Below are 16081 nucleotides of genomic sequence, written 5' to 3' on the forward strand. Positions count from 1 at the left end.
CCTACGTCAAGAGGTTATTGGTGAGTTGGCATGCAAAGGAGGCTTTTAATGTACCTTTAGATGCAAATTCGCCTGCAGCCTCAGGGAAAATGTTTGCGAGTTGGCATCGGGTATGTAGCGAGCAATCTCGGCAACAGGCCGGCATGCATGGCCACATTCTTTCGGGTATCGATTTTAGAGAGGTCACATACCCCAGGGAGAACCGGGAGCCGCGTTTAAAGCTATAAGAAAGCTCTCCGTTTACGTGGAGCCGAAGCTTGGGCGGTTTGAAGCTGTATTCCCGGCTAAGATCTTGGATTACCTCTTGAGGGATGCCTGCAAGGGCCTTAGCGAATGGGGTTGATTCGAATTTGCAAGGATCATCAGAGATCAAGACGCAGTAGTCAATGTTGGCTTGCAGCTCGTTGGCCAGCGATTGGTATTTTGCCAATCCCACCGTCCAAGGACCGACTGTATGGAGAAGTGAGGCCGACATAAAGCTTCGGGCGTTCCGGAGGTTGGAAATAAGGCTCGCCTGATGCTTGCGAGTCATCCCTCTGGGATTACACTCGTCAAGATCAAGAGAGTCCAGAGAGGTAATGACCCCCATATTTACTGTTGCTAAACGATGCAGGAAGTCGAAATCCAGTAGTTTTCCGTTGGTGACAACAAAAAACTGGATCCCCGGGTAGGCTCCGATGATTTTCCAAAGAAACTTTTTGTAGAGGAGGCACTCCCCCCCGTAAAAAAAAACCTTTCGGGGGGTCACCAACTCCATGGCCAGGTCAACATCTTCTCTGGAGATCCTCCCCGGGAGCCGGTTTTTGAGGTAACAGTATGAGCAGCGCATGTTGCATTGTTCGGTGATGTGAATTGCGAGTGATTCAGACTGCGAAGTAGCGGTTGAGGATCTTTCGGTAGAGGGCATAATTCTCTTTTCCCATGCTGTTTTCAAAAAGCGAACAGCCCTCAACGATGTTGTGATTCCCCTGAACATCAGCCAGGGTGGTCATGGATCCGTCGGCGTTCATAACGTGGCTTTCAGAACAGTCACAGCAGTTTCTGTTGGTGCCGGAGAGGAAGAGCCAGCTAAGATCTCCGGCATACCAGCGGTAGAGCTTATCTAAGCTGACTTCGAAATTCATCAGATGCTTTGCACCGAACTCATCCAAGGTGGTGTAGTCGGGCGAGACGTGAATCCTGAGGGGGCTGAAAACTTCTTTCAACATGGCAGTCTCTGTGGCAAACTCACCCTCATCAAGAGTAACAATCTTTCGGATGTCGAGTCTGTCGATTTCTTTGAGGTGGCCAATCACTTTGGGGCCGGCAGCAGCCTTGGAGGAGATTTCAGCCAGGGACTTTTCACCGCCGTTGACGGAGTTTGTTGAGAGGGTTATTTTCACGCATTTTTCATTAAAGAAGTCGACAAGTCCGGGGCTAAGCTGCGTACCGTTCGTGATGACCGTCACCCGTGTTTCTGGCGTCATTTCGTTGATAATTTTGACCAGTCGAGTGACGTATTCTGGAATCAACAGGGGTTCGCCACCCATGATCGAAACGAATTCGTAGTTGTACTTAGCGAGATGCCTCTGGAGGGGCTCTCGCAGATCGATACAGGGGTATTGTTTCTGCGTCCGCTGAATGCAATATGAACAAGACATGTTGCATTCAGCGAACAGCTTGATAGACAGGCTGGTTCGCTGAATCATGTTTACTACCTTAGTGTTTTGAGACGTGCGCCGAGGGCGCGGTGGCGAGAGTCGACACGAGCGAGGCTGGCATGTGACATCTCAGTTTCAAGGAAGCCTGAAAGGAGAGTTTGTTGCTCCTCGGTCATGTCGTTCTGGACGAGTTGCAGAAGGAATGTAACGAGCTTGACCAAGTCGGCAATTGCCGCGCTGTCGTTGCCGACAATACGGTGTGCCTCGTACTGGCATTTTAGTCTGAAGAAGTTACGTTTGGCCACTTCATCTGGGACATGTACAAACCCCTTTTGATCGAAGTCGTAACTGTAGGCAAAATGAAAGGCGATGAGGTCAGCCATCTCCTCGCTTTCTGGGGCCAGGTGAACTTCTAAAGCTGTGTCGGCATCCTGGCCGTTCTCTATCACCGTGTACATTCCGAGGCTGTTTTGCTTACTTAAGTCTATGTGGCTAAAATTGCCGTATATATCGACGACCGGAACGTAGCGGCTACCTTCGACGGAGGCAGACTGGATCAAGAAGGAATCATGCTGTGCAGACAGTACTTCGAGGTTACCTCCGGCATTTGAGAACACTCTCCGTTCTGATAGAGGTGTTTTTAGAAACTCAGCAACCGGCCTTGCTTCTGAACTCTCGGGGGCGTGATGAATTGCTATGGATTTGTAACGAGTCCAATCTAATGTGTTGTCGGCCATCGTAGCATTGGTCGCCGTTTTAACCGAATCAGCCTTAACCTCATCAACCAGGTCAATAACATGTTTGACGAGGCTCGAAAGAAACTCATCATAGGTGGCAAAAGCATAACAAATCGTTGGAAGATTTTGAATTGCGTGTTTAAATTTCAATTTTCCTCCTAATGATCGCGGCAACCAGAACAATCACCACTACAACCAGTACATCTACCTGTACATGAGCTGCATCCGGTGCATGCGGTACATTTATTAGAACATCCGCCAGTGCAATACGTCGAACACGTCCAGGAACATCCTGAACAGCGATAGTAACCCGAGGTCTGCCCTGCAAGCTTTGAGGCGTTCGCTGCTGTTGAACCAGCTCCGAGTTTTGATGCGATCGCAGTGTTGATTGTACTCAACTTTGAATTGATCTCCGACTCGGTGTAATACCTGGAGTCATGGGAGTGGTCGACATTGGACTTTGTGTCCAACTTCGTTTCAACCTCTTCCCTGGTATAGTGCTCCGGGTGACTGTGGCCGACGTCTGATTTTGTTTCAAGCTTCTGAGTTACTTCGGTTTCAGTGAAGTAGCGATCATCATGGGCATGATTCTTGGCAGCCTTCTCAGCAAGCAGAAGGTTCACTTCGTCTTCGGTGTAATAGGTGTCGTCATGGCTATGACCAACATCGCTTTTCTGCGCGAGTAGAGTATTTATCTCGCCTTCCGTAAAATAACGTTCGTCATGGTTGTGAAGCGCAGGATCGGGCTTCCAAGCATCCTGATCGTAGGTTTCCCAATGACCATCCTTGAAAATTCTCTGACCCTGGACTGGGTTGTCCGGGTAGGTCGATCCGGCAAAGTTGCTTTTGAGCTGCTGGAAGTTGTGGTTAATGTCGGGCCGCGACTCGGAAACGATGTCGTCGGGCTGGATTACTTTTAAATCTTTTGTCATTCATCCTCCGATGAGGTTAATATCCCTTGGCTTGCCAGTTCACAGAGCCATCGGCATTGGTGTCATCCACTTTTCTGAGTCGAATTTCAAAGCCGGTTTTGTCGGTTGAAACGACCTCTGGTATGGCAAAATCATTACAGGTTCGAACGGTGGGCGTGACGATGGGTGGCGAGGTAAATTTTCTGTTAAACTCAACACGCTGGACTCCGGAGACAACTGCGGTGCCGGCGTCAATAACATCCTCGACATCACAAACGATCACTTCCTGCTCAAGGCGGGTTTCTGTCTGGCCGCCTGGGGTGTTGTCTTTGACAGACAGGCGGATGAGCGCATCCTGGTACTCATATTCGCCATCCACAAATGGCCTCCAGGGAACCATGCCGGCGGGATAGTCGTTTTTCGCGAAATTCTCAGCAGACACCCCCGTCATGTCTTCTGTTACAAGGGAAACATCCGAAGTCACCCCTGATAAGAATGGCTTAATGAAGGCATCCCGGATGGAGATTTTCGAACCTGCGGGTTTGGCTACCTGCTTTGCTATCGAGTCTGCAATGGACACCGTTTCATAGTAGTTTCGACTGTAGTCGGTGGGGTCTGTTTCAACCTCGGCTACCGCCACACTTTCTCCGCGGTTCAATGCAATATATTTCGCCGTGATGTCGCTAAGCTCGCAAATCTCGGCACATGGCTTGTTTGTTTGCTTGATGATCTCTTCGCCTACCGTTACCCGCGTGGCATGAGATCGCATAAACGTGGTTTCTCTTGCAAAGTCGTCATGTACCGCCAGGTCTTCGGTGAAAGGCAGGAAGATCTCTTTGGCAGTCGAGTCCGATAACGTCGCAGTCTCCGAGATATCAAGGACATGATGGATTGAGTTGGCAGCCTCCCATGTAAAGAGACTGTCACCCCAGGTCGTCAGCGCACCGCCCCATTCGATATGATGAGGGTATTGTGAGGTTACAGCAGTGCCCATTTACATTCCTATGCGAAGGTGAAGGTAAAGGTGACGGTCAGGACATCGTTCAATTCTTTGTTGATGACGCCAAAAGTGAGTCGATCCAGAAATGTCGAGCTTTCGTTTCCAGCGGAATTGTTAGTGACACCGGCCTCTTTAATGGCTCCGGAGGCCTCTCCTGCCTCAAAGGTGGTTGTCAAAGTAAATGATTTGGTGCCACCGGCATGGGCGTAAGTCGCTTCCTTAATGCCGATTTGCCCGAGAAGGCCTTCCTGGGTGGGTGCTGCGGTTGTAGAATCGTTTCCAACAGCGATATATTTCATAATGTTGGGACGGCCGGAGGGGCTGGCGAGTGCGTTGCAAATGAAGTCGAAACCTTCATTGAGAATGAGGTTTTTCTCTTCGAATTCATGCACATCTCCATTGGGCTTGATGAGTGTGGCATTCATTACGCCGCACAGGCGCAGTTCGTGTTCTTTCAGCATTTTAGGCTCCTACAGATATTTGGGTTGGTTTAGAGAAGTTGAGCTGGCCGGAGTTTGACCCGGACTCACCCTCAGTCATGTTATGAACAAAAAAGGTGAACTGGCCTGACTGATTGGATGTTACTCCGAAGGCGAGGTCATCCTTGGGTTGGATGGGAGACAGGGAAACCGAGATTTGCTGAGACATATCCCAAAGCCAGAATTCTCCGGTAGGGAAGGCGACTATGTGGAGCCGCCCGGTGTCATTCCCCAACGTGAAGACAATGCCGGTCTCCGGGTTTTCACCAACGGTGTGCCTGAGGCGGAGAGTATAGGCATCAGGCAGGGAGATGTCGTATGCCAAGCCTGTGTGCACCCCTTGAGAGATCCCTCTATGGAAGCAACCTTCGTCGTAGACCAGGTCTTTGCTTATGCATGGCGTTCGGCCCTTTTCAGAGAGGGTGTTTCCATCAAGCCGAAATACATCGATGAAGTTTTCGGTGAGGCCGGTTGAGTAGGAAATCTCGAGGTCGGTCTCAATGTTGTCGAGATCGTCAAGGATTTCCCAAGGGCCGTTTCGTTCGTCCCATGTTCCGAAGGCGTTTTCCCAGATGGTTTTATCAAACGCCACGGAGGCCAGTTGGATATCCACTGAGCTTCTCGCTCGAACCATGGCACCATGGCGGATGAGAGGCGTTAGGTACCTGCCGTACTTGATCCCAGGCGGAAGCCGAAGGCCGCCTTCAATCATTTTCTCCATGTTCTTCATAGCCCCAGGCCATGAATCTTTCCGCTGATCGAGGCGCAGCAGGATGTTTTGAGCGGGCGGAGAAACGACATCCACTTCGTATATGGAAGGGAGGTAAGACCAAACGCCAGAGGTGTTCCGGGCTTTGATGAAGTACTTTTTCTTCCCGATGCCTTTGACCGGGATGGTTAAATGGCCGTTCTTGGTAAAGCCCACCTTCTGGCCAAGGGTCCAGTCTCCCAGCCGCACCTCGTATCGGTCGATCACCGTGTTTTCCACAGGAAGCCAGGTGAATTTGAGATCGCGGCCGACCTGGGTGACATAAAAATCCTGAACATTGTCGGGAACGGGTGGCTCGCCTGTGGGGGTGATCTCCCACCTGAGCCGGGAGTCACTCATATCAATGTAATTCGTCACGCCGTATTGCGTCCACGGCCGGACCAGGATGTAGATCTTCTTTCTAATGGGCATGTTGCGAAGCACGTGCTTGCTGCCGATGGCCCGTTCACCAGACCAGTTCTTGCCGTCGGTGCTCCAGAGAATCTCATACCGGACTATTTTCGCCAGGGAGTTGTCCGGCATGGACACAGGTGCGAAATCGATATGGATATTCGAAACAACCTGCTGGTTGACAATCTCCACGCTCTCTGTCAACTCGATCTTATCCACATACGGGGGCTGATCGTAATGGCTGGTCTGAACGGCGGGGTTGTCGGCGAGTTTGATGGGGATCGGGTCTTCGGCCGTACCATCGAGTTCATATCTCTGAGTAATGCCGAGGGAGGAGTATCGAACGTCCTCCACTTCAATCGAGTCATCTTCGGTGTAGATCGATTCATTGTAGACTTCACCGCTGACCTCAACCGTATTGTCGGTTTTTTTCGTGATCGAAGTCACCCGGTAAGGTTTGGCCTCTTTCTTGATCACGCCAAAGGCATAGACATCACCGACAGCACATTGCGGGGTCTCATTGATCTTAATTTCACGGGTTTCGCCGGTGAGCTCCGCAACCAGGTTGTATACTTTCTGGGTGTTATCTCGGCGGCGAATCCGGAGACAATACTGAACGCCCTGTTCGACCTCGGCGGGTGTATCGAGCAAAACAGAACTCTGGAGAACTTTTTTGATGCGGCCACCTGCAAGGCCATACTCGGGGGTGTGATGCTGGAAGAGGAAGACATCTCCAGGCTCCACCACAACGGCGTCGACGCCGGCAGAGAACGTAATTGAGGTGCCTAAGGCCCGGGCTTTTTTCAGGGCAAACATTGTGTCCCGCTTAATGCGCGACATCTTGGTTGTGCCTTTTATCTGGATTTGCCGGGAGAATGTCGGCTCGTCCATGCGGGCTTTGTCCACAGCCACCACGGTATGACGGTTGAAATCATCTTCTTCGTCATAGAATGTGGCCTCGATCTGATTGGGCACATCCAGCATGCCATAGTAGGTTTCTTCAAAAGAGTCGGCGATGATGTTGCCCATGGAGAATAGCTGGGCCGGTTCAGATGGCCTGTCGATGGCAAATTTCAGCTTGTCGCCTGACCAGTAAGGCATTGCCCGGCATGAGGCACAGATCATCTCGATGAACTCACTTGCTTTCATCGGCTGATCGAGAACCATGTTAAACGCATGCCGTTTCTCTTTTTTGGTCTTCCAGGCCCCGATAGCAGAATCCCAGTATTTATAGGTGGCCTCTTCATCGCAATAGTCGGCCAGGGCCTTGAGTGACTCGATATCAACCATGCCCTCGTTGAACCACCGCCCCAGCCCAAATCGATGGTCCGTCAAGGCTCCGAAAATGATATTCGCATGGTTGTCGGTCCAGGCCGGAGCCTTTTCAAGATCCCTTACATCTCGAAACTTCAAACCTTTGACATCTGCGGTAATGGAAGGCATTGCTCCGGATAGCTGGTCCGTGGCCAGGATTTGCATGCCGAGAAGGGCCGTGTGAGGGTAACGAAGAGAGGCATTTTCAACCTCGGACACCGCTGCCAGGTTCGCATCGCATGCCTCTGTTACCTTTATTGCGTCAGGTGTTTTTCGAGTTATCCGGATGAGATACTGATCTCGTGTTGGCAGGGGGGCCAGGTTGTAACGGAATTCCACCTGAGACCGGCTCTCGGCCGTGGCTACCAGGGTTCCATGCTTGGTCCAGGGAATGTCGTTGCGCTTTTCGTACAGGATGTACTCAATGTCGAACTTGACCGTATTTTTGGCCAGGTTTTGGCCGTCCATTTTATAGAGGGCTTTAAATGAGACGTCCAGGACCGCTGAATCCACCACACCATTTGTTTTGTAGATGTACGGCTTGTTGCATTTGAGGACGGCACGGGAAAGAGAGTGATGTCGAACGATCTTTGAAAAACCGTTCATGGCCGTCTGGTCCCAGGTGCCGGTACGGACCTGGTGCTTGATGCCGCCGTAGAGTTCGATGTCCTTTTTGTTGAGCTGGATGCTGCCTGGGACAACGCTGTCAATTTCGCCTTCGGATAGAGCCGAGATGACGTTCAAGTATTTCTTCTCGGAGAGGCCGCTTTCCTTGTCTCCCGAGATAAAGGCCTCGACAATGGCCCCACCCACTCGGTGTTTTCCAAACACCAGGGGCATTGTTGTTCCTTCTCCGATGATGTTCTGGACACCACTCCAGGAGTAGGTAGGAGTGTTGTCCGTGCCGTCAGGCGTTGGGACGTCGGGTGTAGGCATGAGGTAGCCCATGATTCCGCCGATAACCATCCCGACACCAGCACTCATGAAGCCTGCTGCGTATATGGTGCCCGCGATTGGGTTGATTAAACTTAACCCGATCAATGCCGCGCCAGCAATTATTCCTGTAGCTTTACCCTGAAGGTCTGCTACGAATATCACTTCGTCATCAATGGTGTGGATATAATCCCACTCGACCCTGCCGCCAGAAACGACAGGAAAAAAGTCCATTCTGTCCCCCACTTCGAGTGCATCGAAAAGGGAACCGACAGACTGGTATGTGTAGTCAACCTCTCGGATTTCAATTTCTGTCTTGTCCAAGGGGTTTGTAATGATCTTAACTTGCATTTACACCTCGATATCGATAGTACCCGTGGACCTTTGACTGCCACTCCGTCAGGCGGGATACGACAACCCCTGCCGGATGGATCATATGAATGATTTTTTCGTTGCCGATGTAGATCGCGACATGGTTGGGGGTTTTTGAGTCAACGTTGAGCAGGATGCAGTCGTTTTCTCGCAAGGTTTCGACTTTCTCGAACTCCGCTTCGGCGTTATCTATAAAAATGGTTGAATTACGCACATCTGCATAGGCGGGAGGGATTATGTCTTTGTAATCCCGGAGTTTTATCCCGAGTTTGCTTTCGAAGTAGAGGACGACAAAACCCCAGCAATCCGCCCCCGTAAAGCTCTTGCCGTTGTGCTTGTAGGGGATTTCGAAATACCGAACCATCTGCCCTCCTTAGAAATACAACCGTTCGTTGATCACACCGGGAAATCCGCCGAAGTTCGCGATATTTTTTTTGCGATGGCAGTCCTCAAAGGTTTTGCTGCAATATTTGTCAGGGCCTTTGTACTGGCAGATGTTGTCCTTGAACCGCCAGGAACAGGATTTCGAAAAGATCTTCCGGCCGGGGACTTCCAGCTTGAGGACATCAAGGCCGATGCCTAGGGTAAAGGTGGCCACGTCTTTCTTGGCAGTAACCGCTTTGATGGTGAGATTGTAGACGAGATCACCGATGATAGTTTCCGGGCCGTTTGCGCCGAAAAATTTTACGGCATCGGCGCACAGGTTTCCGGCAGCGCCAGCCTTTCTTTTGAGCCTGATCAGGGCGTCGTTGTCGAACTCATACTCGCCCAGGCGAATCCACTGCCCACCGCCGGTCTTCTGGCTCAGCTCGATGGTGTCAAGTAAAACATCATTGGTGTAGATGTCGAAGACAGCTTGATCGGTGTGAGAAGCGTCCTCCGGATACCAGGCGTAGACTTCCTGGGGCCCATTAACCATACGCCGCCACCCGAAAGAGCCTGTGCCGTCGCTTACCATGGCGGAGGAGCCGTAAGCCCCTGAGAGATCTGCGGTCACCCAGTCTCCGGTTGCAGAGACATGCTCCTCATCTTGGGCGTCGACGATCGTCTCTGTATTGCTTCTTCCCCAGAACACCTGAGTGACCTTAACGGGTTTGCCGATGAGGTCGTACTGATTGATATAGTGCTGGATGATGCGATCCAGGTTACCGACGGTCACCGAAACATCGTTGATTTTCCCATCGGTATCCTGCGAAATATCGGAGTGCTTGATTGTCGAGGGCTCATAGGTAAAGCCGTTGTGAAGAACGGGGTTTTTGCCCCCTACCCATCGGAGGACACCGCCTTCCTCGTACTCAAGGTCATAGAGGTAGCACGACCTGATTTCCGGGGCGGTAAGTACTCGATTCAACTCTTCGGAAACCTTTAGCATGCTTTCACCAACTTGACCTTCGTGCTGAAAAATCGTGCCTTAAGGGGCTCGAAATGCAATTTGTCTTCTGCAAATCGAACTTGATAGGTTTTCCCGTCGATATAGTTTTTAAAGTAAAATTTGCGGAATTTTCCGCGCTTTTCCCGAAAGAAGCTCGACAGGATGTCAGCCTCCTCCTTGCCCAAGAAATAATGCTCGAGGGTAAAACCCTCCTGGCCCTCGTCCCAGTTGGCGGACCTCTGCTCCCAGCCGTTTTCGAATTTTACCTCGGAGGTTTTAAACTCGATTTCGAATTCGGAGATCCTGTTGGGGACGAGGGGGTATGTGTCTCCCATACCCTGCCTCCTTCTTTTATGTGTATGCTCGGATTGTTTTGTTAAGAGAGCCGTTTGACGCGATATTCCCGCCGACGGTGTCGACGATCATTCGCCTCAGCTCGGGGATGGCTGAAAGGACGCTGTCCTTGTCCCGGGGTTCGTTGATGGTGATGTTGACCTGCGCGCCACCGTTGCCGCCATTTTTCAAATAGCCCTTCAAGTCTTCGTTGGTTCTGGAGTCGACCACGCGCTCGCCCTTGTTCAGGAGCCAGGTCCCCTCTTCGGGGATACTGTCCATGCCGTCGTGGGCCATGCCGGCCAGGGTGGAGCCGGTTACGAAGGCCCCCATGACAGCCATGCCCTTCAAGGCTGCAACGGCCTGTTCTGCGTGGGGACGGCCATTTAACTGATCGTTCGTCTCGATCATGGCCATAATGCCATGATACATGGCCTGCAGCATAAACTGTGTCAGCATTGCTGCTGCTTGTACCTGGATCTGCTTCACGAGGCTTGCGGCCAACTCCTTGTAAGCAAACTTTCCTGTTTCCTGAACGGTTGTGAAAAAACTTGTAAATGCCCCGGCCATGCCATCAAGCTGGCCTTTAAGGGCTCCTGCGGTAGCCCCCATGTCATAGGACTTCTTAAAGTCCTCCGCGTCTTGACTCTTGAGACCAAGCAGAGTGTTCTCTCGGGTCATCCAGGCCTCTGCCGGGTTACTCCTGGCAGTGTTGAAAGCGTCTGTATAGGTTTCATCAGTGGTCGCGTTAGGATTCGGTGATCCTGGCGTGGCATTTTTTGTTGCGTCTCCGCTTTGCTTGTTGGGTGTTGCATTATCAGCGGAAGTGACGATTTTAGCCGCTGCGGAGGCAATGATTGTAGCGGCTGCCGGGGCATTGATGGTCGTAGCTGCCTCGGTAAGTTTGTTGGTAGCTGAAGTGCCAACTGTTGTGTCGGAGGCGGGGGCTGGTGCAATCTTTGAACCTGATTTTGGGGTAACCTTTGTATCAGTGGTGGACTTAGCCACACTGTTCATAGAGGAATCTGTATGGTTGCTAGAGGCAGCCTTAAAAGCCTCTGTACAGGTACATTCAAGGTGAGCGCATGCCTTCTTTAACCCTGGTGTTGTATCTTGGGACGTAACGATTTTAGCGGCTGCGGAGGCAATGATTGTAACGGCAGCAGGAGCGATGATAGTCGTAGCTGCCTCGGTAAGTTTGCTGGCGCCTGAAGAGCTGACAGTTGCGTTTGCTGCGGGGGGAACCTTTGCGTCGGCTGCGGGGGCAACTTTTTTATCGGTTTTGATGGGAGTAGGTGTCTCAACCGAAGACAGTGTATGATTTTTGCCAAAAACTTCTTGGAAAAAAGACGGTAAATTGTCTATTAACCCGTTGATTTCTTCACTGTGATCAAGAAATATGGGTTTGGCTTTACGTTTCGTGTGTGGGGTTCTGCCCTGAACTCGAACCCAATTGTCCGGGTTTTCGGAATCCTCGAATGGATCAAAAAGACGATTCCAGAAATCGTTAGCCCTGTAAAAGTTAGAATATACCTGACGCAGACTGCTCTCTATCGCCCATTTGCCCGCATCGGTGGTTGTTTTACCTATGGCTCTGGCGATATCAATGATATGATCTGAATCAGTAAAATCGTTGAGTATTTTTACGCTACCGCGAGCAAGATCGAAAAACCCCTCGTCTGCTATTGTTTTTTTAAATGCAAACCATTTGTTTTCAAATTGTTGAATCCGTCCGTCGAAGGTTTCTAACTTGCGGTCGGAAGCTCCTTTAATGCTGGGATTTTCGCTTCCTTTTTTTATTTGGGCGAGCATCCCGTGGGGGGTGTAGGTCTTTTTTTGATCTATACCGAGGTCATCAATCACTCCACTCTGCAGGAGCTTACCCGCCTTCTTTGTATTACCAGAATTAATAAGTTGACTAAGTTCAGCCGCAGCCTTCGATGGGGGTGAACTGCTAGCCGCACTTACATCGGCAAGTATGCGATACCAAACATCTATCGGCTCATTAAATTTTGCCAATATTGGCGATATCTTAACCATCGCGGCGGACATTTCATCGAATGTCTCAGCTGTTTCGCCTATCTCATTTGTAATGTGTTTTACAGCTTTGACACCTTTACTAGTATCGTTGAACCCTTCAGTTAAACTAAATTCTACATTCTCAGATTTTCTTCCCACAGCAAGCAAGCTGGAACAGACTGCTATAAATGCGTCAAAAGCAGGGACCAATCTACTAAATTTTCTGTCGATATTCTTGCAAGTTTTGCTAATATCTTTTTCTGATTGCTTTGAAAGGCCAGGTGTTGATGACTTACTATTCATTACACATTTCCTTTCATCATCATACGAAGCCTCTGGTAGCCAGACTTATCAAATTCTGAATTACCTTGATCGATACGCACAATCACACCTCTTTTTTCCTCTAACTCTTTTGCATATGAATTGGTGTCGCCTCCGATTACCTGGCTCAAAAGGCCAAGCATGCGCATATCTTCGGATGCCCTCTGCCTTTCTGCGTTCCGGGATAACTCCCAAAACGTATAAATTGGTAGGTCAAGGAGGCTGGGGAGTGACATGGCATAATGGTGCATCACATCACTCGCCAGAAAGCCGAAATCAATTTCCCCGATTTCTACTTTTTTTCCGGGGATCCCTCCGGAGCACCTTCCTCGATTTCCGGATCAATACCCTGGCAAACCTTAAACAGGGCCGCGAGAACACCAGGTTCCTGATCGACCAACACATCTCTGGGAATGTTCGTGCTTTTTTCGAGCTTATCGATGAAAAAATTAAACTGATCCTGTGCGTTTTCAAATTCATGTTGTTCGCCGCCGTTTTCCAGGAATTGCCGTACAGTCATTCCGTACACTTCGTATTCGACACCTTCGAGGGAAACAGTTTGCGTTGTTCGGAAACGATCCAGATTGATGACTTTCATATAGCCTCTCTTTTTTTGCGGCCCCTTACATACACCTGCATGCAAGGGGCTTGTTTTTACGAAATATTTAAGCTGACAAGCGGTTTTAACTAAGCTGCAACAACGGTGGTGTCACCAAAGGTTACAAATCCCTTGGTCCCTTTAAGTGCCTTGAAGGTGATTTCAAAAACACGCTGTCCGTCACGCTCATAGGCATATTCAAGGTTGGGGACAGGCACGGCGTGGTGCAGGGTGACGGCATCGTTCGCTCCGCCACCGATAGGGTGAATCTTCAGTTCGGCTGCTTTTTCAATAAGTGAGCCGCCGGCGGAACCGGAAAGGTCCATGCGTACTTTTTCGCCATCCTTGGTGACGGTCGCTCCGGGAAGCAGGGCCGCAAATCGGTCGAGGTCATACTCGGCAAGGGGGACTTTTGCTTCAAAGGTCTGTTTGGTGATAATCTCGTCTACGGGGGTGTCTTCCTGGTCAACCTCTTTGGGCTGGGACTCCGTGGAGTAAGAAACACTCACGTTGCCCTTTGTGTAACCAAGGTCCTCTCCGTTAAAAGATACAGTGCATGCGCCCATGCGCACTTTGGCAGAATCGCCCATAATAAATCTCCTCATAAAAATGTGTATTAGATAGCTTTCCGGTGGTGGTTGACTTGAACCTCAAATGAAATATCTTTATAGCCCCCATCGGAAACAAGAATCGGGAATCCGAGTGCTTGTGTCGAATAGATGGTGTACAACGCATCGCCGCTGACCGAAAAAAGTCCGTTTGTTTCCTCGGCTGATTCAACGAGTCGTTCACCCAGTTTCAGCCCTTCGGCTGCCGTATAACCTCGAAGCATGATTTGAAGTTTGGAGGTCCGAAACTCAGAGTTTGTACCTCCTTTCGTGGGGGTGTTGCTTGTCGTAATGACGCTTACGCCCTTTTCTGTGATCACGTGTTCTGAAAACAGTGTCTGATCAACCTCAAGCTCAGGAATGGTCGATGCGATTTGCTCGACCAGTACGTCTGAAATCATGATTGCTCCTATAAAATTGATTGGTGACATCCCCGTTCATGGGGTGATGTCCTCCATGGTTTCCTTCATGGCCCGCCCAAGCAGCCCCCCTTAGCTCTTTGGGTTTATCTGCTTTTATGCGCCGTTACATTTTTATGTAGCGAACGATGAGCGGTGCTAAAAACATGCCTGCGCTGATCGCTCCGACCCACATAAGTACCCGTTTTTCAAGGGGGGTGATCTTGTTACCCAGGTCCGTAAGTTCATTTTGGGTGTCAAGCATCTCCCGGCGAAGGGCCTCTATCTCAGCTCTGGTTTGAACGGCTTCCGGGGTGTTCCCGCTCTCGAGGTTCTTGACGCGAGAGTTGATATTTCCAATAATTTGACCGCGTTCAACGCATCGGTTAAAGCCGCCGTTATCACTCACTTTTCTTATGAAGTCCGAGGTCTGGTCGACCTTGGATTCCAATCTGATCAGGATTTCTCTCTGTTGCTTGAGAGCGTCTACGTCCTTCGCAAGAGACTCAACTTGGCCTTCGATGTGCTGGAGGCGGCCATAAACATTATGATTGTCCATGGAAGCTCCTTTAAAAAAATGATTTCGCCGAGCTGGGTTCGTTGTTGGCCAGCTTATCCCTGATGATGCCCTTTAATTTCCTCTGGGGAATGTTTGGGGGCGGCCGGAAACGGAGAACAATAAACCATCCGAAAGGGATCGACTAATAAATGAACAGGTCGGCGAAACAGATGTTGGAGCGGGATTTTGTAGTTCCAAGCGAGGTACGCCATACTGATTTGAGTGGTTGCGGGAGCTGGATTTGAACCAGCGATCTTCGGGTAATGAGCCCGACGAGTTAAACCACTTCTCTATCCCGCAACAAAAATTGTAGCCCCGGTATTACGCAGCAGCAGTTTTTACGACAGCTTGTGAGTTCGTGGCACCTGAGTGAGTTGACGGTTTGTTTTCTGAAAAGATGCTCCAGAACAACTCAGCATTACCTGGTGGCATAAACTGTCTTCTGGCTTATATACGTTCTTCGGGCCGTGCTTTTTCCAATTTAACGCAGGATAAAAGAGGTGGGGTGGGTAACAAGTTGATATATTATGTTTTTGTTGAGCGTCTGTGCGCGCGACTTTTGAGAAGACCCTTTGGGTTGATGGTCTCGGGTATGCTTCAAACCGAGTTCTTTCCACTGTGGAGATTGTCATCAAACAGAACCTTTCGATATTGGTTACGGACCAGCTTTCGCCGCAGGTCCCGGATCTGACTCGTCACAACCACAGCAAGCCACCCTTCAAAGGGAATGCCCTTTTCCTCGTCGAAGCTATCCACGGCCTTCCTGTACCCTTTCAAGACCGTTCTGGACACGTCGCTGGCATCCACCTCAACTCCAGTTCGCATCAAGGCGTTGGTATGCCTTTTCGTAAGGGCCAGTACCAGTTCCTGGTCACCAGGCTCTCGGAACAACATCGCCTCATATCTTGTTTTCTTGCTGGTCGCATCCGGTCTGACCCTGAATCCCCATTTTTTCAGCCGTTGAGCTACCCACACCTCTGATTTTTCGACCCTGGCGGCTATATCTGGGATACCCATTCCGTCTGAGACCATTTTTGCAGCCATGCTTTTTGCCGCGTTTTCGTTGCGGGCCTGCATTGGAGATCGTTCCAGCCGTCGGTAGATTGTTGCAAGAGACACTCCGAGCTCTTTGGCCATGGCTTTTGGAGAAGTGCCTTTTGCCAACAACTCCTCAACCGATTGGGTTGTTACAACCAGGGGACGGCCCTTTTTTCCAAAAGAGCTACGCATGCTTTCCATTCCTCTTTTCCTTGGCCATTCGGTTTTTCAGTGGCTTAGAGCTAAGAAGCGTAGCCTTATTTCTTTGACCGGTAATCTGTTTTGGTTTT

Annotated in this window: 17 protein-coding genes and 1 tRNA gene; all 18 read right to left on the reverse strand. The window is 50.2% G+C overall.

Annotated features, from left to right (window positions below; all coding sequences use genetic code 11):
* Position 1: 1 nt before the first annotated feature.
* Positions 2-976 carry a radical SAM protein gene (locus tag MSL71_RS07435; protein WP_343052559.1) on the reverse strand — a complete coding sequence of 325 codons (975 nt, stop codon included), beginning with the start codon at positions 974-976 and terminating at the stop codon, positions 2-4.
* The gene (locus MSL71_RS07440; protein ID WP_180138330.1) at positions 864-1688 is read right to left on the reverse strand and encodes a radical SAM family protein; all 825 of its coding nucleotides are present in this window, start codon (positions 1686-1688) and stop codon (positions 864-866) included. Before MSL71_RS07440 ends, MSL71_RS07435 begins: the two co-directional genes overlap by 113 nt.
* Before the next feature lie 5 nt (positions 1689-1693).
* Complete coding sequence (locus MSL71_RS07445; protein WP_180138332.1) at positions 1694-2527, reverse strand: hypothetical protein; 834 nt, start codon at positions 2525-2527, stop codon at positions 1694-1696.
* Between the two features lie 8 nt (positions 2528-2535).
* On the reverse strand, positions 2536-3309 hold the full coding sequence (locus MSL71_RS07450) for a hypothetical protein (RefSeq protein WP_180138334.1): 774 nt from the start codon (positions 3307-3309) through the stop codon (positions 2536-2538).
* A 16-nt stretch (positions 3310-3325) separates the two neighbouring features.
* A complete protein-coding gene (locus MSL71_RS07455; protein ID WP_180138336.1) occupies positions 3326-4282 on the reverse strand; it encodes a hypothetical protein in 957 nt (318 codons plus the stop codon).
* 8 nt (positions 4283-4290) lie between these two features.
* A complete protein-coding gene (locus MSL71_RS07460; RefSeq protein WP_180138337.1) occupies positions 4291-4749 on the reverse strand; it encodes a hypothetical protein in 459 nt (152 codons plus the stop codon).
* Position 4750: 1 nt separating this feature from the next.
* Entirely contained in the window at positions 4751-8524 is a 3774-nt protein-coding gene (locus MSL71_RS07465) for a phage tail protein (RefSeq protein ID WP_180138339.1), read from the reverse strand.
* A complete protein-coding gene (locus MSL71_RS07470) occupies positions 8514-8909 on the reverse strand; it encodes a C40 family peptidase (protein WP_180138341.1) in 396 nt (131 codons plus the stop codon). The genes MSL71_RS07465 and MSL71_RS07470 overlap by 11 nt, the downstream gene beginning before the upstream one ends.
* 9 nt (positions 8910-8918) lie before the next feature.
* A complete protein-coding gene (locus MSL71_RS07475; RefSeq protein WP_180138342.1) occupies positions 8919-9917 on the reverse strand; it encodes a golvesin C-terminal-like domain-containing protein in 999 nt (332 codons plus the stop codon).
* On the reverse strand, positions 9911-10252 hold the full coding sequence (locus tag MSL71_RS07480) for a DUF2460 domain-containing protein (protein WP_180138344.1): 342 nt from the start codon (positions 10250-10252) through the stop codon (positions 9911-9913). The genes MSL71_RS07475 and MSL71_RS07480 overlap by 7 nt, the downstream gene beginning before the upstream one ends.
* 16 nt (positions 10253-10268) lie before the next feature.
* Positions 10269-12572: a hypothetical protein gene (locus MSL71_RS07485; protein WP_180137601.1), complete on the reverse strand. Its 2304-nt coding sequence runs from the start codon at positions 12570-12572 to the stop codon at positions 10269-10271.
* The gene (locus MSL71_RS07490) at positions 12572-12733 is read right to left on the reverse strand and encodes a hypothetical protein (protein WP_180138346.1); all 162 of its coding nucleotides are present in this window, start codon (positions 12731-12733) and stop codon (positions 12572-12574) included. The genes MSL71_RS07485 and MSL71_RS07490 overlap by 1 nt, the downstream gene beginning before the upstream one ends.
* Positions 12734-12882: 149 nt before the next feature.
* Positions 12883-13188 (reverse strand): hypothetical protein, encoded by a 306-nt coding sequence (locus MSL71_RS07495; protein ID WP_180138348.1) that lies wholly within the window; start codon positions 13186-13188, stop codon positions 12883-12885.
* 89 nt (positions 13189-13277) lie between these two features.
* Positions 13278-13778: a hypothetical protein gene (locus MSL71_RS07500; protein WP_180138350.1), complete on the reverse strand. Its 501-nt coding sequence runs from the start codon at positions 13776-13778 to the stop codon at positions 13278-13280.
* A 26-nt stretch (positions 13779-13804) separates the two neighbouring features.
* The gene (locus MSL71_RS07505) at positions 13805-14197 is read right to left on the reverse strand and encodes a hypothetical protein (RefSeq protein WP_180138352.1); all 393 of its coding nucleotides are present in this window, start codon (positions 14195-14197) and stop codon (positions 13805-13807) included.
* Between the two features lie 124 nt (positions 14198-14321).
* Positions 14322-14753, reverse strand: coding sequence for a hypothetical protein (locus MSL71_RS07510; protein ID WP_180138355.1), 432 nt, complete (start codon positions 14751-14753; stop codon positions 14322-14324).
* Positions 14754-14976: 223 nt separating this feature from the next.
* A tRNA-Met gene (locus tag MSL71_RS07515) sits at positions 14977-15053 on the reverse strand.
* Positions 15054-15350: 297 nt separating this feature from the next.
* Positions 15351-15992, reverse strand: a complete 642-nt coding sequence (locus tag MSL71_RS07520; protein WP_180138357.1) for a helix-turn-helix domain-containing protein — start codon at positions 15990-15992, stop codon at positions 15351-15353.
* Positions 15993-16081 lie beyond the last annotated feature (89 nt).

Source organism: Desulfoluna butyratoxydans (assembly GCF_900699765.1).
Lineage (GTDB): Bacteria > Desulfobacterota > Desulfobacteria > Desulfobacterales > Desulfolunaceae > Desulfoluna > Desulfoluna butyratoxydans.